At 68.2% G+C, this 20,090-nt stretch carries 16 protein-coding genes and 5 pseudogenes; 13 read left to right on the plus strand and 8 right to left on the minus strand.

The window, feature by feature from the left end; translation table 11 throughout:
• The first annotated feature begins 51 nt into the window (after positions 1–51).
• From ABZ818_RS35730 to ABZ818_RS35745, 4 genes and pseudogenes are all read left to right on the plus strand, one after another.
• Positions 52–540 carry a hypothetical protein gene (locus ABZ818_RS35730; RefSeq protein ID WP_361424264.1) on the plus strand — a complete coding sequence of 163 codons (489 nt, stop codon included), beginning with the start codon at positions 52–54 and terminating at the stop codon, positions 538–540.
• A 146-nt stretch (positions 541–686) separates the two neighbouring features.
• Positions 687–944: pseudogene (locus tag ABZ818_RS35735) on the plus strand (transposase family protein); the annotation flags it as partial.
• A gap of 1,471 nt (positions 945–2,415) precedes the next feature.
• Positions 2,416–2,817 carry an SsgA family sporulation/cell division regulator gene (locus tag ABZ818_RS35740; RefSeq protein WP_361424310.1) on the plus strand — a complete coding sequence of 134 codons (402 nt, stop codon included), beginning with the start codon at positions 2,416–2,418 and terminating at the stop codon, positions 2,815–2,817.
• Positions 2,818–2,955: 138 nt separating this feature from the next.
• On the plus strand, positions 2,956–3,432 hold the full coding sequence (locus ABZ818_RS35745; protein WP_361424267.1) for a MarR family winged helix-turn-helix transcriptional regulator: 477 nt from the start codon (positions 2,956–2,958) through the stop codon (positions 3,430–3,432).
• A gap of 18 nt (positions 3,433–3,450) precedes the next feature.
• On the opposite strand, the gene ABZ818_RS35750 is transcribed toward ABZ818_RS35745, so the two are convergent.
• The 7 genes and pseudogenes from ABZ818_RS35750 to ABZ818_RS35780 form a co-directional block, all read right to left on the minus strand.
• A complete protein-coding gene (locus ABZ818_RS35750) occupies positions 3,451–4,512 on the minus strand; it encodes a PP2C family protein-serine/threonine phosphatase (RefSeq protein ID WP_361424270.1) in 1,062 nt (353 codons plus the stop codon).
• A gap of 194 nt (positions 4,513–4,706) precedes the next feature.
• The gene (locus ABZ818_RS35755) at positions 4,707–5,957 is read right to left on the minus strand and encodes a hypothetical protein (RefSeq protein WP_361424273.1); all 1,251 of its coding nucleotides are present in this window, start codon (positions 5,955–5,957) and stop codon (positions 4,707–4,709) included.
• A 1,049-nt stretch (positions 5,958–7,006) separates the two neighbouring features.
• Positions 7,007–7,129: pseudogene (locus ABZ818_RS35760) on the minus strand (LAETG motif-containing sortase-dependent surface protein); the annotation flags it as partial.
• A gap of 11 nt (positions 7,130–7,140) precedes the next feature.
• Positions 7,141–7,692, minus strand: coding sequence for a trypsin-like serine protease (locus ABZ818_RS35765; RefSeq protein WP_361424276.1), 552 nt, complete (start codon positions 7,690–7,692; stop codon positions 7,141–7,143).
• Complete coding sequence (locus ABZ818_RS35770) at positions 7,665–7,913, minus strand: hypothetical protein (protein ID WP_361424279.1); 249 nt, start codon at positions 7,911–7,913, stop codon at positions 7,665–7,667. Before ABZ818_RS35770 ends, ABZ818_RS35765 begins: the two co-directional genes overlap by 28 nt.
• Positions 7,914–8,314: 401 nt before the next feature.
• Positions 8,315–9,199: an endonuclease/exonuclease/phosphatase family protein gene (locus ABZ818_RS35775; protein WP_361424282.1), complete on the minus strand. Its 885-nt coding sequence runs from the start codon at positions 9,197–9,199 to the stop codon at positions 8,315–8,317.
• Between the two features lie 1,022 nt (positions 9,200–10,221).
• Complete coding sequence (locus ABZ818_RS35780; protein ID WP_361424285.1) at positions 10,222–11,274, minus strand: M14 family zinc carboxypeptidase; 1,053 nt, start codon at positions 11,272–11,274, stop codon at positions 10,222–10,224.
• 281 nt (positions 11,275–11,555) lie between these two features.
• Here ABZ818_RS35780 and ABZ818_RS35785 point away from each other — a divergent pair, with 281 nt between their 5' ends.
• The 7 genes and pseudogenes from ABZ818_RS35785 to ABZ818_RS35815 all read left to right on the plus strand — a co-directional run.
• Positions 11,556–12,749 carry a M14 family zinc carboxypeptidase gene (locus ABZ818_RS35785; protein ID WP_361424288.1) on the plus strand — a complete coding sequence of 398 codons (1,194 nt, stop codon included), beginning with the start codon at positions 11,556–11,558 and terminating at the stop codon, positions 12,747–12,749.
• Between the two features lie 504 nt (positions 12,750–13,253).
• The gene (locus ABZ818_RS35790) at positions 13,254–13,493 is read left to right on the plus strand and encodes a hypothetical protein (RefSeq protein ID WP_361424291.1); all 240 of its coding nucleotides are present in this window, start codon (positions 13,254–13,256) and stop codon (positions 13,491–13,493) included.
• Between the two features lie 198 nt (positions 13,494–13,691).
• On the plus strand, positions 13,692–14,447 hold the full coding sequence (locus ABZ818_RS35795; protein WP_361424294.1) for a hypothetical protein: 756 nt from the start codon (positions 13,692–13,694) through the stop codon (positions 14,445–14,447).
• Between the two features lie 463 nt (positions 14,448–14,910).
• Positions 14,911–15,621: a DUF4232 domain-containing protein gene (locus tag ABZ818_RS35800; protein WP_361424297.1), complete on the plus strand. Its 711-nt coding sequence runs from the start codon at positions 14,911–14,913 to the stop codon at positions 15,619–15,621.
• Between the two features lie 485 nt (positions 15,622–16,106).
• Positions 16,107–16,898, plus strand: coding sequence for a GNAT family N-acetyltransferase (locus ABZ818_RS35805; protein ID WP_361424300.1), 792 nt, complete (start codon positions 16,107–16,109; stop codon positions 16,896–16,898).
• Positions 16,895–17,119 carry a translation initiation factor IF-1 gene (gene infA, locus ABZ818_RS35810; protein ID WP_010981942.1) on the plus strand — a complete coding sequence of 75 codons (225 nt, stop codon included), beginning with the start codon at positions 16,895–16,897 and terminating at the stop codon, positions 17,117–17,119. The genes ABZ818_RS35805 and infA overlap by 4 nt, the downstream gene beginning before the upstream one ends.
• Before the next feature lie 232 nt (positions 17,120–17,351).
• Positions 17,352–17,534, plus strand: a pseudogene (locus ABZ818_RS35815) (transposase); the annotation flags it as partial.
• A gap of 51 nt (positions 17,535–17,585) precedes the next feature.
• Here the strand turns inward: ABZ818_RS35815 and ABZ818_RS35820 are convergent.
• Positions 17,586–17,960: pseudogene (locus ABZ818_RS35820) on the minus strand (DUF4232 domain-containing protein); the annotation flags it as partial.
• Between the two features lie 288 nt (positions 17,961–18,248).
• On the opposite strand from ABZ818_RS35820, the pseudogene ABZ818_RS35825 reads away from it, so the two are divergent.
• Positions 18,249–19,010, plus strand: a pseudogene (locus tag ABZ818_RS35825) (transposase); the annotation flags it as partial.
• 324 nt (positions 19,011–19,334) lie between these two features.
• Complete coding sequence (locus ABZ818_RS35830) at positions 19,335–19,868, plus strand: hypothetical protein (protein WP_361424304.1); 534 nt, start codon at positions 19,335–19,337, stop codon at positions 19,866–19,868.
• The last annotated feature ends 222 nt before the right edge of the window (positions 19,869–20,090 follow it).

The raw sequence follows: 20,090 nt of genomic DNA on the forward strand, positions 1-20,090 counted from the left end.
TCTCTTGTGGTAGCAGAATGCCTGATCACGGACGAGCACGCGGGAGATCCCATGAACGATCAAGGCACCCCTGGCTCGGCAGAAGGGTTCAGCGTCTTCGCTGTCGACGCCAACTGGCCGGAATCACGGCAGGTCACGGGTCACGGCTACAACCGAGCCACCGGCGCCATCCATGTGTACCTGTGGTTCGGCTCTCCGTACTTCGACCCCCAGGTCGAGCACGTCACGGTCTTCAGCGCCTCCGCCGGCAATGCAGAGGCCAGCGAGGCCCTGGAACGGGCGTTCGAGATCTACTACCACCCCGGCGAGGAACCCCCGGCCAGCCTGCCGGCCTCCGAACCCGTCACCATCACCACAGACGGGAAACTTATGATGTTCGAACTCTGGCGGAACAGCAGCAACCGTTACTGGGTCGCACGGGGATGCGTCGAGAGCACTGAAGTGGTCCTGTCCGGCTCCGAGACCGAACCCAGCGAGCTCAGCCTGGTCCGCGTGAGCGACCTGAACTCGTTCTCGAACCCGTTCGCGTCCCTTGGGTAACTGCACCACACGGCGGCCCTCAGCTCATTGAGTCGTCTCCAACCTGCTTGAGAGGCTGGCCACTTGGCGTGGTGGTGGCGTTTGGGAAATGGTGAAGCTCCTGGTAGATCGGTTGTCGACCAAGATCAACCTGTCCGCTCACCCCGGACCTCGCGACCGCCGTCCGCGCCGCGGGGCGCAAGGCGTTCGTGATCCTCGACGGCACGCTCCTGGCGATCGACCGGATCGCCGCCGAGCGGCTCTATTGCTCCGGGAAACACAAGAGGCACGGCATGAATGTGCAAGTCATCGCCGACCCTTTCGGCCGCCTGCTGTGGGCCTCGCCCGTCCTGCCTGGGGCGGTGCACGACATCAGGGCCGCACGTACCCACGGGGTCATCGCCACTCTGACCGAGGCCGACCTCCGCCGCCCAAGCTGGCGCCGTTCAAGAAGACGATCGACCACCTGCGTGCCACCCTGCTCCACCGTCGGCCGAGGTGACGGGAACCTGGCCTGACCGCCCCTGAGTCCTGGCCTCGGAGTTCGAGCCGGGCGAACGCCTGGTAGAGGCTCGGCTCTGCGACCGCTCGTCGCGCTGGTCGACGGCGTCCACCAGCTCGTCGAGGCACCGCTCGTGCTCGCCGGGAGTCGGTGCGGATACAGGCGGCCGGGCTGTTCGAGCAGAGGATCAAATCGTCGGAGGTCGCCCGGCGGCTGCTCCCCCTGAAGTGGAACGAGGGGAGCGGGTGTCCTGGCTTGCGGCCCGAAAACCGGCCGCAACAGCGGCTGTCGCAGAAATATTCCGACGCAACGACTTTTTGCCGCGTGGCGGACCTCACCGCCTGGGTAGTTCACTGTTCAACAAGCTCGGACTACTGTCTCAAGCGTCTGAGGGCAGGCAAACGCCATCGAAGCCGCCCATTCACATCACGGGGTGAGCAAGGAGAAGGAATCATGGCAAGCAGGACTGTGCGTCGGGTTGTGGTCGCGATCGCTTCTACCGTCGTCGCGGCAGCCGGGCTTTTGGCTACCGGTGGTTCGGCCTCGGCGGCGACGTACCCGAGCAGCAGCCACTCGGGCGCCGTATCCGCCGTCCGAACCGCTCACGACCATCACGGGGACCGAAACAGTCACCGCGGGAACCGGCACAGCGCGTTCAACGGCCGCGGTAGCGGCGATCGTGGCCACTGGGACCGGGTTCAGAGTGGACGTCGCTTCTTGGTCCGGGATCACGACCGAGGTCGTTACTGGATCCGCTACGACGACCGCGGCGGCTACTGGGTGCGTATCGACGAAGGTCGTCGTCTGTGGGTCCTCGACCAGCTCCGCTGCGTTGACGGCCATGGATACACCTTGTGGGGCCTGGAGCACGACGGTCGTTCACACCGCTGAGGACCGCGGTCATCGAGGCCGCCACTGCTTGGGCTGTCGCACGCCAGTGGGCGAGTGACGCAGTCTGAGCCACCCTGGCCCATGCGGGCGGGGCATCACAGGACAGCGGGGGCGGCAATCGGGGCTGCTCAAGGGACAGCAGCAGCCATGACACCGAACGCCGCCCCCGCGCCCTCAGCGGACGTTCCCAGCCACCGCCCCCACGGGCCGAGCGCAACCTCTTCAAAGGGGCCGTCATCATGCGTCGTCCTGCTTCAGCACCCGAATCCCAAGGGATGGAGCATGATCCCGGGCCGACAGCAGCGCGATGGCCGCTTCCCGCTTCATGCGCGCTGCAGCGCACCGAGACCACCTCTGGGACGGTCACCGTGACTGCAGGGCAGACCGCTTCTCCCATGGACCGCACGGCCGCGTCGGTGCCGGGCCCGCGCAATGTTCCCACTGCCGGCACCCGACACCACCCCCCGAACACAATCAGAGCCATGATCACTTGTGTAGACCACATGCTTGACACGGAGCTCGTGTCGCCCCTGGGCGTACGGCTCCGGGTGCCGACTCAACTGCTTTACAGGTCGCAGGACCCCCTTGTGGTGGAGTTCCTCTTCCACGACCTCGTCCGAGGCCCAGTGCCTTGGGTCATCTCACGCGAGCTGCTCTTGCGGGGGTTGCTGGCACCCAGCGGTGAGGGGGAGGTGCGGGTGTGGCCGACCGGAACCGGCCCGGAAGCACTTTTGCACCTGCGCCTGACTCCTCCGGGCGGGTTCGCCCACCTCATCGCCGCACTTCCGGCCGTCGAGCACTGGCTGCTTCGCACGTACCAACTGGTGCCCGCCGCCCAGGAGACCGACGCACTGGGCCTGGACCTGGAAGGCCATCTCGACCGGTTCCTGAACGGGCCGTCCTGAAGCCACCCGCCGCCAGGCATCCTCGGGGTGGCTCCCTGCCGTACGAGGACGAGGTCGGACGCCGCCTCCGGGCACCTGTCAGTGGCCTGCGAAGATGATGTATGCACAATCATCCGCGCCGACCGGAGGAGGCCCGCGATGTCGCGGACCAGGCCCGCGACCGGCACCAGGGCGTTCAAGGTCACGGTGTGGCGTACGTTCCTGCAGGTGCAGCATGACGTACTCGGCGAGATCGAGAAGGAACTCGCGGAACGCCACCGCCTCTCCGTCAGCGAGTTCGACACTCTCGTGAACATCCCGCTCGGCGGGATACGACTGCGGGAGCTGAAAAAGCGGGTGGTCCTGACACAGAGCGCGGTCAGCCGCCTGTGCGACAGGCTCGTCGACCGCGGACTCGTCAGCCGCTCCCCGGTGGCGGACGACGCGCGCGGTGCGACGATTCGGCTGACCGGGGCCGGCCGGAAGCTGATCCGCAGCGCGGCCCGCACCAACGCCGAGGTGGTGGAGCGGACGTTCGCCGACCGGCTGTCGCAGGCGCAGTTGGAATCCCTGCACGAGATCCTGGCCCAGCTGCACACGGGGGACCACTCGAAAGGCTGCGAACCCACCCGGTGAACCCACCGGCTGCCGGGGTCAGCCGCCCTCGGATGTCCGGTTGGTGGACTGGGCGGCGGCATCGTCGCACGCATCCCGCCGATGGGTGACGGCCAGGAGCGCGGCGTCGTCGTCCAGGCGTCCGCCGGTGTGCCGGGCCAGGTCGGCGAGGAGGGTGTCCAGGATCGCGGCCGGATCCGACGGGAGGGGGCGGGACAGGTGTGGCACGGGGTCGTAGAAGACGCCGTGGCGGTCGCGGGCCTCCAGCACGCCGTCGGTGAACAGCACCAGGGTTGCGCCGGGAGGCAGGGGGTGCTGCTCCACCGGCACCCGTATGCGGCCCAGGTCGCCCAAGCCCAGCGGCAGCGTCGGATCGGCCGGATCCAGTGGGCGCGCCCGGCCCTGATGGACGAGGAGCGGCGCGCAGTGCCCCAGGTTGGACAGGTACAGGACGGAGCCGTCGCCGGTGATCTCGATGACGGCCGCGGTGGCGAAGGACTCCGCTCCCTCCGCACTTTCGGCGTTCAGCTCCTGCATGCGTTCCTCCAGGCGGCCGACCACGTCGGGCAGGTCGGGCACCCGGGTCGCAGCTTCGTGGAAGCTGCCCAGCAGTCCGTTGACGGTCCTCACCGCCCCCATCCCCTTGCCTCGCACATCGGCGATCATCAGCCGGACACCGTGGGGGGTGGCGTGGATGGCGTACAGGTCGCCGCCGATGGCGGCCTCCCGCATGGCGGCCTCGTACCGGACGGCCACGGCCAGCGGCCCGATGCGGTCTGGGGGCGTGGGGAGCACGGCGAGCTGGACGGCTTCGGCGACTTCGCGGGTGTCCTTGAGCTGCTGCCGGTAGCGGGCCATCAGCCGGTTGAGGACGGCGGCCAGGGCCGTCAGGGCGACGACGGTGACGAGCTGGACGGGATGGGTGAGGAAAGCGCCCCCGCTTCTGGCGGCCACCTCGAGTTCCCCGATGACGATCCCCACCACCCCGGTGGCGATCGTGCCCTGCAGGGAGAGCACGGGTGCGGCCAGCATCGGCGCGGCCGCCAGGAGGGGGAAGGTGTTGACCCCTCGGGTGAACAGACCGAGGACGATCGCGGCCACGATGACTGCGGCAGGCAGAAAGGACGGCCAACGCCTCTGGCCGACCGGATGTGTGCGATTGTCTCTCATCCGCCGTCTCCCTGCGCTCCTGAGCCGGTCGTGGAGAGGCCTCAGGTCCCAGTCTGCGCTGGGCTCCGCACTGCGGCGACCGAAGCCCGGCCTCAGACACGTCGCGGCCGACGGCCTCTTCCCACTCATCCGGAACTGCGACCGTCTGTGCTTCTTCGTGCCAGGAGCCCGCGTTGCCACCACGGTCGATGCTGGACGGGGCGGAGGCCGGCGCGGGCAGCCGTCGCCGGTGCGGGGATCCGCTTGTGCGGGCCGCGGAGGCCATCCTCGGCCGGGAGGCTCGGGACGGCCGCGGTCGACCGGTCGGCGTGGTCCAGGTCGGCGAGGAGGCGCTCGACGTCGGTCATCAGTGATCCGTAGACGTGCCAGGCTCCCGGTTCGGCGAGTGCGCCGCGTTCGATCAGGCCGGTCATCGTCTCGTGCCAGGCCGTGGCTTCGCCAATGGCTTTGCGCAGCCGCTCGCGGGTCTCGACTCCGCCGGAGTCGGCGGCCTGCCCGGGAGCGGCGAACGATTCGACCGCCTGCCCCGCTGCCTCCAGGGTCGCCGCGTACCGGTCGGTGAAGAGGTGGCCCAGGCGGTGGTCGGAGTGCCGGTCCGCGACGTTGTCGGCCAGGGTCCGGGCGATGCCGCGGACCTGGAACGACACCCGGTGCAGGGCGCGCAGCGCCTCGCAGTGGGTCGACGGCTCCCGTCCGCCGTGCACCGCGCACCGCGTGTTCCAGCGCAGGCTCTCCTCGCCGCGGTGCACGTCCTCTTGTACCTGCACCACCAGTTCCTCCAGGCGTCGGCCCTGCTCCAGCCACGTGTGCGCGCGGTCGGTGTGTTTCCGTTCCCGCAGTCCGCGGCCCATGTCGTCCAGGAGTGAGCCCATGGCCGTGGCCAGACCTCGCACCGAGGCGTGGGAGGCGCCCAGGTGCAGCGGCGGCAGGATGAGCGCGTTCACCGCGGTTCCCACCGCCGCACCGACCAGCGCTTCCAGGGCCAGCGCGGCCACCTGGCCCACCGGGGCGGCGGTGGCCGCGGCCAGGGTGAGTACTGCGGTGGAGGCGACCTGCAGCCGGCTGTCGGAGCTCTGACGGCCGGCGGCGACCAACGCGATCGCGAGGACCGCCAGAGTACTTCCCGCGCTGGAGCCGAAGAGCCACACGACGGCCACGGCCAGCGACAGTCCGGCCACGCGGGTGGCCAGACTGCGGGCGGCCTGAGTCACCGACCGGTAGACGGTAGGGGCGTTGACCATGAGCAGCGCGGTGGCCACGGCCAGGTACTGCTGCTGCCCGGGGATGCACCGCGAGGCGACCTCCCAGGACAACAGCGCCGCGATCAGCGCCTTGGCCCACTGCACCGACGCGCTGGCTGCCCGCCGGGGACGCATTGTCCGCAGGGTCCGCAGCAGTCGCGGTGCCCAGTCGGCCGCGGCATGCCACCGAGCGAATGTTGAATATTGCACGATGCCGATGATGGCATGATTTGCCTTATTGGTCGGAGTTGTGCTGGCCACACTCCTGGGCATGGACTGCTTGAAGGCTGGTCCGGTACGGCGGTCCGGCGGTAGATGGCCAGTTCGGTTTCCAGCTCGGCGATGCGCTCGCGGGTAGCGGTGATTCGGCATGATCGGTGCTGGTGGTGCCGGAGAGCTGCACGGCGTCGATGCGGCGCTGACGGCGACAGCCCGTAGAGCGTCTGGTCGCTGGTCCCAAGGATCTGAGCGACTCGGCAGCCCTCCGGCCGGACTCGGCAAGATCAAGCACGTAACGTCGGAACTCGGATGGGTAGCTGCGGGGGCACATGGCGGCCTCCGAAGGCTGAGGGGCGGTCAATTATTTTCTGACAACCCGCCCCGTCCAGCAGTCGGGCCACACGCCGCCGAGACGGCCGCTCGTGCCCGGCGCCGGGCCTGTTCCACGACGTCCGTGGACCCGCCCTCCCTCGGCTCCGGGAGCGCGGCGCCGTGCGGCGGTCGAACCCCCGGGCCGGGCCGCCGAATTGCGCCGGGCACGCGCCCCGCGGACCCGCTCGGCGCCGTACGACGCTCGCGCTGCCGGCGTGCACCGCCGGCCGCGTCCACTCAAAGGCCGCCGCGCTCCTGCCGGTCACCACTACGCAGATTTCGATCAGAACAGTCGGCGTGCAAGCCCGTCCGGACGCCGTGCCCGTACGACGCCTGCCCGGCGAGCGGGCGCACCAGATGCCGCAAGGGCGCCAGCCGTGCTCACCCCGTCCGCGCGGGGCCCGGGTCTGTCAGCCGGCGGTCGTCGGCGTCCGGGCGATATCCACCTCGCCGGCTTGAACAGGGTGGATGAGGGTGGGCAGGACGCGGCAACGGGCAGCGGCCCCCTGGCCCGGGGGCCGCTTCTGGGCTGCGGCGGTTTCGCTTAGGAGGCGCGGCGGGTCTTGCGGCGGCGTACTGCGACGACGGTACCCGCCACCGGCGACGACCAGCGCGGCGGCCATACCGGCGATTGCCGCGGTGTTGTCGTTCGTACCGGTCTCGGCGAGGTCGGAGCGCATGGCCGCGGTCGACAGGGCGTTGTTGGTCTTCAGGGCGCGGTTGGTCTTCATGGTCTTGTTGATCCAGCCCGCGTAGGCGGGCGCGTTGGTGTAGAGGCCAGGACCCTCCGAGGCCAGCGGCCGTTCCGGCCCTTCCGGATCTGCGGCCCGCCGGAGTCCCCGAAGCACGCCATGGCCTTGGGCACGGTGGTGATGGTGCACAGCCGGGTCCGGCCCGCGTAGCCCGGCGCGCACTCGGACTCAGCGCCCCTGCGGGTGTTCAGCTCCTGCAACCGGTCCGGGAACTTGAGCTCGGTGTTGACGGTGGTGCCGAAGTCCAGGAGCCGGGTCGGCGTGCCGGGTCGCCCTGCCTGCTTGGCAATCTTGATGGGGTGCTGAGCGACCGGGCGGTCCAGGCGTATCAGCGCGAGGTCGTTCTTGTTGGCGGCCTTGCCGCCGCCGTTCACATAGCCGGGGTGGACGAAGATCTGGTCGGTCTTCCGGACGGTCCCCCCGGACTTGCGGTGGTGGCTGCCGACGCGCACGATGCCGTCCAGCTCGAGGCCGTCACCCTTCACGCAGTGGGCCGCCGTCAGTATCCACTGCTGATCGATATCCACTGCTGATCGATCAGCGACGCCCCGCAGGTCCCGTCGTTCAGACCGAGCTTGGGGGCCGACTCGGGGATGGTCGCCATGAACGGGTAGCGCTCGGTGGAGTCCGACCCGTTGACGATGGCTCGGGCGCTGCCGGCCATGACAGTGGCGCAGGCCGCAGCTGCGAGAGCGCTGACGGCAGCGGTGCGGGCGGTCCGGCGGCGCAGTGGCTTGAAGCTGTACACATAGGGTTCCGTTTTGCTCGGTGGATCCGTGCGCATCCAGCCTCGTTGTTTCGATTCCTGCCAGACCATCCGGGAAACAGGTCAGCCGATCGTATGGCCCTCTTCCCCTCCGTACTGGGGAAAACCCGAGGCCCGGAGTGGGGGTGCCCGGCGAAGGACTTCGCAAGGCCCGGCAGCTCCGGGCAGGCCGGTGGCGAAGCAGCCGGCTCCTCGCCTCGCCTGACCCCTCACCAAGTTGAACAACAAATCCGGAGGCCGCCAAGCGACACCTTCCGGGCACAGCCGGAACGGGTCGCGCTGACGTTGCCCGACGCTTCCTCCTGCCCGGTTCGCCGGGCAGGAGGAAGCGTGCACGGGGCTGCGGCGGGCTCCCTGTCGGGCGTCGCCCAGCCTCAAGCGGTTCAGCGACCGCGCTGGTGGAGTTCCAGGTCCGTGACCACGGGGCGGTGGTCCGACGCCTCCGTCGCGACCTCCTGGGCACCGACCACGGTGATGTCGGGGGAGACGGTCACAAAGTCGATGCGATTGACCGGGTTGATCGCCGGGTACGTTGCGCCGCCGTTCGGGTTGGCGTCCCGCAGTTGCTGCCAGAGCGGCGCCAGTTCAGGGGCCTTGGCCCCGGCGTTGAAGTCGCCCACCAGGACCTTCGGTCCGGAGTCGGCGGCCATCACATTGAGCATGTCCGCCACCTGGGCCTTGCGGACCGACGGGTTGGCCCGGTAGTCCAGGTGCGTGTCGTAGACGTGCACGTGCGAGCCCTTGACGTTGACCGTCACCTCGGCGAAGCCGGGCGCCGGGGCCGGTACTGGGTTGGGCGTCTGGGTGGAGAGCCGGGTGATGTCGTGGTTCTCGGCCTCGAGCACCGGGTAGCGGCTCAGCACGGCGACGCCGAACTGCCGCCTTTCCCCGCCCTGGGTGGCCGGGTCCATGTCGTAGATCGGTGCGAAGAACACGTTCATGTCGAGCTTCTCGGCCAGCGCGTGGGCCTCGTCGACGAAATTGCTACGGGCGCCCCAGTGCACGTCGACCTCCTGGAGGCCGACCACGTCGGCGTTCAGGCCACGGATCGCCTCCGCGGTGCGATCGAGGTCGAAGACCTCGTCCTCGCCGGCCCCGGCGTGGATGTTGTAGGTCGCCACCCGCAGCGGCACCGCCGGGGCCTGCGACCCGGGAATGCCGGGGTCCGCGGCCGTCGCCGGCGACGCAACGGCGAGCACGGCGGTGGCGGCGAGCACGGCAGCGGCGGTATGGCTGCTGCGGACGGGACGTCGGAAATTGAGCTTCATGACTTCTCCAGGTCAGGTGCTGGTGTGGCCGGAACCGACCGGGAACAGGGGTGTTCCCGGGTGGGCGGGATGGTCACGGGCAGACGTGCGGCGGGCTGGATCGCTCCGGTCAGCACCCCGGCGAGGGAGCGCATCGCCACGTCGTTGAACGCATAGGTGGTGAGGGTAGGCGGGAGCCTGGGGAAAACACATCACGTCGTACGGATCGCGCATGGCCACCGCGAGCCCCGCGCACCGGACGCCAGCAGCGCCTCGACCAGCCGCTGCTGCCCGGGATCGCCGGCCGCGCGGTTGGTGAGCACCACCGTGGTGTCGTGGGATCGCGCGGCCGTGACGGCGGCGTCGATGCGCGCTCGGGACGGCTTCGCCCCGGTGCTCAGGACGTCCAGTGACGCCGGCTGCGAGGATCGATCGACGGCTGACGGAACGTTCGGGAAATGGCATGCAGCGCTCCTCAGGGCTGGGATCCGAACCGCCTCACAAGGGCGGTCTCCCAACGACCCGAGAACTTATGGAACTTCAGTGAATCCCTGAAAGCCGATCACCGACGCCCATTCGACGAACCGATGACACTGGCCCTCGGGGAGTATCGGCGCGGTGGGTAGCGGTTAGGTGTTCAGTTCACTGAACACTCCTGTGTCGCCGTGTCGAACCTGGCAAGCTGCGGCTGGTGAGGGGTGACTGGCTGGGGAAGTTTCGTAGGGAGCGGCGGGCGCTGGCGCGGGTGCGGCGGGCCGCGTGGCGGCTGGAGCAGGCCGAGTGGAGGCGGTGCTGGCCGAGTTGCGGGCCGCGGGCTGGCCTGCCGCACACTGACGGATCCAGCCGACCTGGGCGCTGTCTGCAGTTGTGATCAAAATCGGGCTTTGGGTCCCGGTCGGGGTGCCGGTCCGGTAGGACGGGGTGTGACACGCTGACAACTCACCGACCAGGATGGTTCCTGAGGGCCTGCCGGGCAGCGGAACCCCCGGGTCACTGCCCTCAGAGGGGCGGTGACCCGGGGGTTCACCGCGGTGGTGCCGTCATCAGCAGGTGTTGCACTGCTGAGGGAGAGTGTCCCAGAAGGAGGTGTCCGCCTGGTCGATCGAGCCGTCGGCGACCGCCTGGATAGTGGCCTCCATGGTGACCACCGACTGCCGGATCAGGTAGCCGTTGGACTTCTGGCCGAGTACATACGGTGCGTACTCGTGGTCGCTCATCCCGCGCATCTCGAACAGCAGCGTGGCGATGCCGTACTCGGCCGCCATGCCGTTACGGCCGATGGTGTTGGCCGAGCCCCCGTCGTACCGGCCGATGTGGCCCCAGCCGGTGCGGTCGACGTTGTGGTACACCACGGAGCCGAGCCGCTTGGACTTCTCGACCAATTCGGGCGAGACGTCCGGGGTCGTCGGGTACAGGATCGAACCAGACACCAGATCCCCGTTCACGCGGGACTGGGTGCCCTGGTGGTGCAGGTCGATCGCGTAGTCCACGTCGTAGGCGCGCAGCACGTTCTCGTGCAGGGCCTTCGTCTCGGGCTGCTCCTTGGCCACGTGGTCGCGGTTGAGGTCGACCTCGTTGGCGTTGTAGCGGGTCAGGTGGCGTTCGCCTTTGGCGAGGTAGCCGTCGAGGGGGAAGTTCACGTCGCCCATTGCGCCGTCGGCGTTGAACATCGGGATGAAGAGGATGTTCACCTTCTTGAGCAGCGAGGCCTTGGACGGCGAGCCGAGGGACTTGATGGTGTGCAGCATGGCCTCGGTGGTCAGCTGCTCGTTGCCGTGCTGCTGGGCCAGGTACAGGATCGTCGGGTTGTCCGGGTTGCTGACGTATTTGACCAGGTGGATGTCGCGGCCCTTGACGGTCTGCCCGATCACCTCGAGCTCCATGGCGTCCTGCTTGGCGTCCTGGGTCTTCAGGAAGCGGGCCACGTCGTCGTAGGTGGACAGGATAGAGGTGTTGATCGTCTCGTTGCCCCGGTAGTCGGGGCCTTCCCCGACCGCAGCGGCGGTGCCGGTGAACAGGGCACCGGCCAGCAGGAGTGCGCCGGAGAGGGCGGCGGTAGTAGCACGGGCGGATCTGGTGAAACTGGACTTACGCATGTGTTTCTCCCTGGTGTCGCGAGCGGCGTCTGCCGGCGGGCGAGCCTATGATCTTGGTGAAAACCCGTCAATGCCTTTGCGTCTGAGCAGAGTTGCTGCAGATGAGAGCATTTTGGCGGGAAAATGTCGCGAAGTGCATGGCCGTTACAGGCAGGACGGCCGCCCGCCGGGCCAGGTGCGTATGCGACAGGAGTAAGGCCCCGTTCACAGATGTCTCTTGAGCGCCTAGAGTGGCGCACACCCCCCCTCGGAAGTGCCTTACGACACCTGAGGAGCAGTGAATGTCCGCTCGGAGATGGGTCGCCACACTGGCGAGCACCGCCCTGATCGCCGGTCTCTCCACCGTTGCCGCCAACGCCACCGGCAACCCCACCGCCGGCGCGATCCCGCCGGTGTCCCACTGCGGCACCGAGGCCTCCGGATCCGGCAACAAAGGCTTCGTCGACTACGCGCAACTGACCACCGCTCTCCAGCAGCTGGAGACCAGCACCGGCGGCATCGTCGATGTGGAGGTGGCCGGGTACTCCAACCAGGGCCGCGCCATCCACACCGCGCGCGTCGGCGAGGGCGACAAGGTCGTGTACGTGCAGACGCAGATCCACGGCAATGAGATGCACGGCACCGAGGCGGCCCTGGAGCTGCTCAAGCAGTGGGGCTCCAACACTCCGGCGGCCAAGAAGCTGCGGGAGAACGTCACCGTGGTGGTCATCCCCCGGCTGAACGTCGACGGAGGCGAGCTCGATCAGCGGCAGAACGACATGACCTGGGACGAGGTCGTCGCCGACTTCCCGCAGCTGGCGGGTGCGTCTCCCGCGTGGAACTACAACTCCCGGGTCGGCGGTTTCGACATCAACCGTGACTTCCACCCGAACCTGGACTACGTTCCCGCCGCCGAGGACTTCCCGGGCGACAGCGCCGACACCGGCTGGTACATCACTCCCGAGGCGCGGACCTCCCGCGATGTCTACCGTTCGCTGGAGCAGGAGTTCGGCACCGTCGACTACTTCGTCGACCTGCACAACCAGTGGTCCTGCTACGCCACCGATGACATGGAGAGCATGTCGCCGCTGTCCATCTCGGCCAAGTTCATCGACGACCCGGCCGAGTTCGGCAGCTGGCCCAAGTTCGACATGGACGCCTCCAAGCGGGCCAACGTCGCCGTCTACCAGGCGCTCCAGAAGCGGGGCAAGTCCTCCTACGGCAAGCTGACCCTCTACCCCCAGTCCACCAACCTGCCGGGCACCGCGCTCGGTTCCTACCAGTTGCGCGGATCTGCGGCGGTTCTCTTCGAGACGTCGTCGCAGACCCAGTACGACGGCATGAAGCGCAACGGCATGCTCACCAAGATGGTCGAGACCGGGCTCGGCGGCCTGGTCGACGCCGTCGCGGACGGCTCGGTGAACTCTCTCGACACGGGCGTCTACGACGCCATCCCGAAGCGCGTCACGCTGCCTTCCGACGGCCCCCGCGTCTGACGGAGCGGACGGCCCGCGGCACCTCCCGGCAGTCCGGCTCTCCCCTTGCTCCGCACCGACACTTCGGTCCGGAGCAAGGGGAACCGCCGCCCTGCCGGGAGGTGCCGCTTCACGCCTGCCGGACCGCGGACCCGCCCTGCGCCGCGGCGAGCGCCGTGTCGAGGCGCTTGATCATCTTGATGCGAACGAGGATCAACAGTCACGAAGGTGGATGGGCCACAGAACTTGAGCCAGAACCCGTTCTCATGAACAGAGCCACGCTCCGGACCGAGATCCGCAACCAGGTCGAGCGAGTCGAGGCTCTGCGCGCCAAGAACTTCACGGGGCCCACGTATGAACTCCTGGCCGCCGAGCTGTTCAGGCACGCTTACGTGCCGCTGATGGCGAAAATGGGCAGCGGTGAGATCGCCGTTCTGGCCGGGGATTCGGCTACGCCCCTGGTGCTGTCTGCCGAGGAGTTCCAGACGCTTCGCAGCAGCCAGAAAAGCCGGGCCCGGCGGCGCGATGACCGACGAGGTCGGCGTCATCACCGGCGAACTCACCATCGCCACCCGCCTCCTGCCCGATGGGCGCGCCGGCATCAAGAAAGTCCCCCTCGCTCTGGTGATGACCGCAGCCGCCCTGGGAAGCGTTGCGGTCGATGGCCTGGCTGGCAAAACATCCGCCGCCTCTGCGGATCACACCGCGGCGAAGTTCCGCATGGACGGTCACAACCGCCGAGTCAGCGCGGTGAAGCGCTCGTGAGGGGCTACCGACTGCGGAGCGCGTGCCTACTTGTCGGGTGTCGGCCAGGGGCGGAGCGGTGACGCACAACGTCACGACAAAGCGAACGCGTAGGGGCGGACCTCGTGTGTAACCTCTGTGAACTGATCGACTTCGTGATCGGTTCACAAGGGGAGGACTATGAAAGGCACAACACGCTCCGGGCGAAGAACCTGCTGGATGGCGGCGGGAGGGGCAGTCGCCCTGGTGCTGCTGGCGACGACGGGAGCCCACGCGGAGGGACGGGGGGATGTCCGGGTGGTGTCGACCGTCGTCAACGGCGGGGCCGACGTCAAGATCGGCACGGCGAAGAAGGTGACGTTCCCGATCGCCATCACCGTCAAGGACAACTCAGGGGTGAAGGGGCTCACCCACGTCAGCACCTTCAACCGCTCGAACCTTTACGGCTTCTTCAGCTGGACGGGCACGACGTGCCGGAAGAAGACCTCGACCACGTCGGTGTGCACGGCAACCATGACGGTGGACCCGGCTTGGATCCGGGACAGTGACGATATCGACTCCAACAAGGTCGCCGGCCTCTGGACGGTGAACGCCACTGTCAAGGCCAACGACGGCGACTACTGGATTTCCAATGATATTGCCCAGTACAAGGTGAAGCGCGCCTCGCTGCTGACGACGGACGCGGCCCCCGAGCCGGTCGTCAAGGGTGCGAAGCTCACGATCACCGGCAAACTGTCGCGGGCGAACTGGGAGACCCTGAAGTACCAGGGGTTCGCCGGGCAGGTCGTGAAGCTCCAGTACCGCAAGGCCGGCGCCGCGCACTACAGCACAGTCAAAACTGTGAAGACGGGCAGCTCCGGGCTGCTCAGCACCAAGGTGACCGTGACAGCGGCGGGGAGTTGGCGCTGGTACTTCCCTGGCACGACGACGACGGCCCGGAGCGTGTCGGCCGGTGACGCAGTAGCGCTCAAGTAGTCGCCGGATGCGAAAGTCTTGGTACTCCAGCAGCCGAACTGCTGGAGTACCAAGACGTGACCACAAACAGGCTCTGGCCCGGGTTGAAGCAACCAGCGGGTCATCACCCAGGAACCGGCCGATGTAGCGGACCGTGCAGATCTGCACCACCATCCCAAGCCGGCGTCGCGGGTGTCGCGTACGCGGTGGACCGCTGGCGAACCGTTCCGTGGACGGGGCGGGAGCGCCTGGTGGCCTCCCCTGCGCCGCAGCAGCCGGAGGCGCTGCACCGCTGACGGGCACGGCGTGAACATCAGTGTGCCTGCGCCCAGTTGCCTTGTTACCGAATGCGGACAGACCCGAGTGAACTACGCCTGCCCCGGCGTCATCTCATGGGGTGCAGCGAAACAGCCGATGCGGTCGGTCGCCCTGCGGGAGCAGGGGGAGAAGCCGTGTCCTGACAGACCATGGGGGAGCTTTCATCATGACCACGCACCGTGCCCGCCGTACCGCCCGTTCCGCCACCCTGACCGCCGTCACCGCCGCGCTGGCGCTGGGCCTGACCGCCTGCGGCGGCGCCGACGACGGCTCGAAGGCGGCGGGCGGCGACCACGCCGCTGGTACCGCGCAGAGCCGGCCCGCGTCCAACGGGGACGGCAAGGGCAACGCGGAGCAGGCCAACAGCGATGGTGACACCAAGGAGAGGGCGCGCTCGGCGACCGCCTTGGGCGGGACGGACGAGGCCGCGAGCAAGGGCACAACGGCCGGCGCCCAGCAGTGCCGCGGAGACGAGATGCTGGTCACCGCGGTGCACCGGTTCGCCGGTCAGCAGGGCGACCACCTGCTGGTCACTGCGTCGAACGAGGGCACCAAGCCATGCTGGGTCACCTCGTACCCGGCCGTGAAGCTCGGCGAGGACGTCGACGGCGCCGCACTGCCGCACTCGAAGAAGGACGACCCGGGCGGCGACAAGCACATCACGCTCCGGCCCGGAGGCAAGGCATACAGCGCGGTGAACCTCTTCGACTACGGCTCGAAGAACCACACGGCGTACTCATTCGCCATCGCGCTGCGCGGCGCGGACGGTCACAACGGCCCCTTCTACTCCGTCGACACCAAGGGCCAGAAGCCGCAGTTCAGCTGGAACGAGGCCGACGTGCTGAACTGGAGCACCAAGAAGCCGTACGACTTCTGACGGCCCGTCGACCAGTGACGCGTCACCGACTTCCAGCACATCTATGGTCAGCAACTCGCAAGGCTCCCTGGCGACCAGCGACTCGGCGAGATCGCGGTCACGCCCCGCAATCGGTCCGGGCTCGCTCGCGTATCCGTGGGGATCGGATGTTCATACACGCGATGTCGTATCCAACGACGGCGAGGCGCCTGGGTCACCCGCTCAGCGCGCGGGGAGGGGCGAGCGGGCTCCAGCACGGACGAGGGCGACGAGGTGGGGTGCGGTGACCGCACGCCGGCGGGCCTGGGCGGACTCGACCGGAAAGGGTTTGAGCGAGGCGGCGCCCCGCTGCTACGGTCCTGGTGGACCGTGAAGTCGTCGTATGGAGGTGAGCCCCGTGAACACAGTTACCCCTGGGTGCTCCCTCAGTCCGTCACGGTCCGGCGGCTGACGTTCGGTGTCGCCAGGAGCGCCTGAGATCGAGGCACTCCTGGAAGGAGACTCCGATGAACACGAAGCCTTTCACATCTGGCCTGAGCGAGAACGCGGTGGTGATCACGCGCGTCGCGGACAGGCAATGGCATGCACTGGATGACGACCTGGTGGTCGGCCGCGGGCATGCGGAGCACCGGCCCGACGGACGCTTGTTCGTCAGCATCGACGCCTGGCACGACGCCACCTTCGACCGGCTCGCCGAGGCGATGGTGGCGGAACTGCCGGCGCCGCTGTACACGGTGGTCGACGAAGCCGACGTCGAGCTGACGGCCGGCTGGCGGCGGGCCGGTTTCACGATTCGGCGCCGCGAGTGGGAGTACGTCGTACCGACCGACCCGCAGGTCACAGGGCTCGAAGCAGTTCTGCCGCCTTCGGGCGTGACGATCGTGCCCGCCGGTCAGGCGGACGAGAGTCTGTTGCGGGCGGTGGACCGCGCGATCCGTGACGAAGTCGAGGCGACCGTCGGGTGGCAGTCGATGCCCGCGGAGGTAATTCCCCTCCCCGACGGCGACACCATCGTCGACCCGTCGAAGTACGCGGTGGTCGCGGCGCCGGACCGCTACCTGGGTCTGATCCGGGTGGTGACGGTGAACCGGCCACGCATCGGGCTGGTCGCGGTCCGGGCCGGCGAGCAGCGCCGCGGCATCGCGCGGGCGCTGCTGGCCCACGCGCTGGGGACCCTGCACCGTTCCGGGTTCGCCGCGGCCTGGGCCGAAGTCCAAGAGTCCAACCAAGCAGCCTCGGCGCTGTTCGAGGGCATCGGCGCCCGGCCGATGGGCAGCAACCTGGAGCTGGTGCGATGACGAAGAACAAGAACGTCATCGAAGTCGAGGGCAAGGTCGTCGAGTGCCTGCGCAGCGCCATGTTCACCGTGGAGCTCGAGAACGGCCACCAGGTGCTCGCGCACATCAGCGGGAAGATCCGCAAGAACTACATCAAGATCATGCTGGAAGACCGGGTGCTGGTCGAGCTCCCGCCGTACGACCTGACGCGCGGCCGGATCGTGTTCCGGTACCGGAACTAGCGGCGGTCGGCACCTTCCGCGGTAGCTGATCCTGGGGCCCCGGTCACGGCGTTTCCGTGACCGGGGCCCAAACGATGGCTCGCACGGCCGTGGCGGCCACCGCTTCAGCCGCCGCCAGCAGGTCTGGCCCGAGCCGAACCCCAGCTCCAGGGGCAGTAGTTGTCAGGCGATGTGATGGTGCATCACGTGCAGCCCTGCAGGCACAGCCGGTCCGGCACCGGCCGTGGGGGAGAGCGAGATCACCGACCACCTCGGCTATGACAAGCATGATCCGGCGGGCAAGGACGGCGGCAACTCCCGCAACGGCAAACGCTCCAAGACGGTGCTGACCGAGGTGGGACCGGTGGAGATAGCCGTGCCCCGTGATCGGGACGGTTCTTGCGAACCGAAGATCGTCAAGAAGCGGCATCGGAGGTCATACAGGCCGTCGTACGGGCTGTGCGAGACGGTGTTGGGCGCTGCGGGTTCAGCTGAAGGGAACGGCGTCCGCCGGGGCGGTGTGCCAGTTGGTGACGATCGGGGCTTCGACAGTGATGGTGCCGACCGACCGGCAGGGAAACCGGGTTGGGGTCGTCGTCACCGACGCCGACGATGATGAAGTCCAGTTCCTTGCCACCGTTTTCCTTGGTGGTCTTCGGGTTCACCCCGGCATAGGCGGTGGTGCTCCCGCTCAGCTTGATCTGCTTGCCGGCGGTCTGCTCCGCGGGACCCGCCTGGGTGCTTCGGATCCGAACGCCACGGTCGGAAGCGCGGCGGGCAGGTAGCAGGTGATCCCCGGCTTCGCCTTGGCGATGATCAGGATGTATCCGCCGGCCTGGGTCTCGGACCTGGTGTTCCAGGAAGCATGACCATCCGAGAATTCTGGACCAGCCCCGAGCACTCCACCATTGCTACCGAGCGTTTTCGAAAAACGCCTTGGGCAGGTCCACAAGCCTGCCCGATCCGCGGGCCAGCGTAAGGGGCCGTGATCACTCGCGCCAAGCAGCTCCGTAAGTTGTTCGGTGGCCCGGGAGGGCCGGATGTGGCTTCAAAGCAGCTTGCCGACCGTGGCTCGGCTGGAGCGGCCGTCCGGCTCTCCGGGGCGCCCTGGCCGCTGATTGAAATGCGCGGAACGGGTCGCCTCGACGTGCCCGCGCAGCTAGCCGCCGATCTCGCATTACTGACCGCCCACCGCACCGACCTGGTCACCGACCGGGTGCGGACGGTCAACCGGCTTCGCGACGTGCTCACCGGCATGTTCCCCGCCCTGGAGCGGGCCTTCGACTACTCGGCCCGCAAGGGCGGCACTGGTGCTGCTGACCGGCTACCAGACACCGATCACTTTCCGCCGACGTGGCTTGGCCCGCCTGACGGCCTGGCTGGTCAATCGAGGTGTCCGTGACGCGGACAGCGTGGCCGCCACGGCCGTGGAAGCGGCCCAGGCCCAGCAGACCGCACTGCCCGGCGAGGACACCGCTGCACAGATCGTCCCCGACCGGGCTACTCAAATCCTGGCCCTGGACGACCGGCTCAAGCGCATCGACCGGCAGATCCACGACACCTTCCACACCCACCCACAGGCCGAGATCATCGAGTCCCTGCCCGGAATGGGCCCCATCCTCGGAGCCGAGTTCGTCGTCGCCGCGGGCGACATGACCGCGTACGCCAACGCCGGCCACCTCGCCTGAGCCGCCGGACTGGTCCCTGTCCCACGCGATTCCGGCCGCCGCACCGGCAACCTGCACCGCCCCAAGCGCTACAGCCGCCGCCTACGCAGAGTCTTCTACCTCTCCGCGCAGACCAGCATCATCCGTGACGGCCCCAACCACGACGCCGCACCAGTGTGCTGTGGGCCCTCCTACGCGACGACCGGGCCTTCACTCCCACCCCGCCCATCACGCAGACGCCTTGACTCAGCCCAACGCCGCAAGGCCGGCAGTGTGGTTGAGGCCGGTGGTGTTGGCGTACGCCCAAACGTGCCCAGGTAGGTACACGGTTACGTACCCAGCCTCGGCGGGCGACGCGCGGGCTGCGGCCGAGCCGGGCTCACGTCCCGGCCACGCGGGGCTATGGCTTCCACTTCGCTGCGGCCCGCCAAAGGGCCCCGTTCCCGCGGCCATGGTTCAGCAACAAACTGGGGATGGCACTCGACGGTTCAAGCCGAGCGACATGGTGAAGTTGCCGTGCGAGCATGAGTGGCGATGATCAAAACGCAGATGGTTGCCGAGGAGCCAGCGTGCGACACAACATCGGATTAGCAGTACCCCTGGCGGCTCTTGCGCTGCTGACCGCGTGCGGGGTTTACGCGGGAGACACCCATTCCTGCACCTTGATAGGCGCGCTCGTCGGGATCCGGGTCGAGGTTTCCCCGGAACTGGCGAACAGGGTGGCCGACGCAACCCTCACAGCCTGCTGGGACGGCACATGCCGGAAGCGCACGCTGCAGCTACAGGAGACCTCGCTGGAAGAACCGGCAACCCCAGGGAACCCCGTGATGACCACGGAATCCGCTACCGCCGAAGAAAGCCCGGCAGGCCGGACCCCCCAAACCCGCGAGCCCTCCATGCCTGGCTTCGCAGTCATAACCGACCTGCCAAGCAAGCCGATACACGTCACGCTGGTATTCAAGAACAAGCGCGGCGCCACCGTGCTCAACCGACAGATCAGCATGACCCCGCAGCCCACCTATCCCAACGGCCGCGACTGCCCGCCGGAGGGCAACCAGGCGCGTCTGACGGTCACGGAAGAGGGCTCGCTGATCCCTCGCTGACCGTGGGCTCCACCACGGACTTGCGCTGGCGAAGCGCTAAGGCTACCCGCGTCTTCAGAGGGCGTTAAGTCCGTTTCTGATAGCGGCCGCGTCCCGGTTGGGTGAGGAGTCCCTGGCGGACGAGTCATCCCAGGCGGGAGCGGGTGACGTTGATCGAGGGCTCGTCGGTGGGCAGGCCGAGGTGCTCGTGCAGATCGCGGACGCGGAACACCTTCCCGGGGT

The sequence above is a fragment of the Streptomyces sp. NPDC047453 genome (assembly GCF_040643155.1).
Lineage (GTDB): Bacteria > Actinomycetota > Actinomycetes > Streptomycetales > Streptomycetaceae > Streptomyces.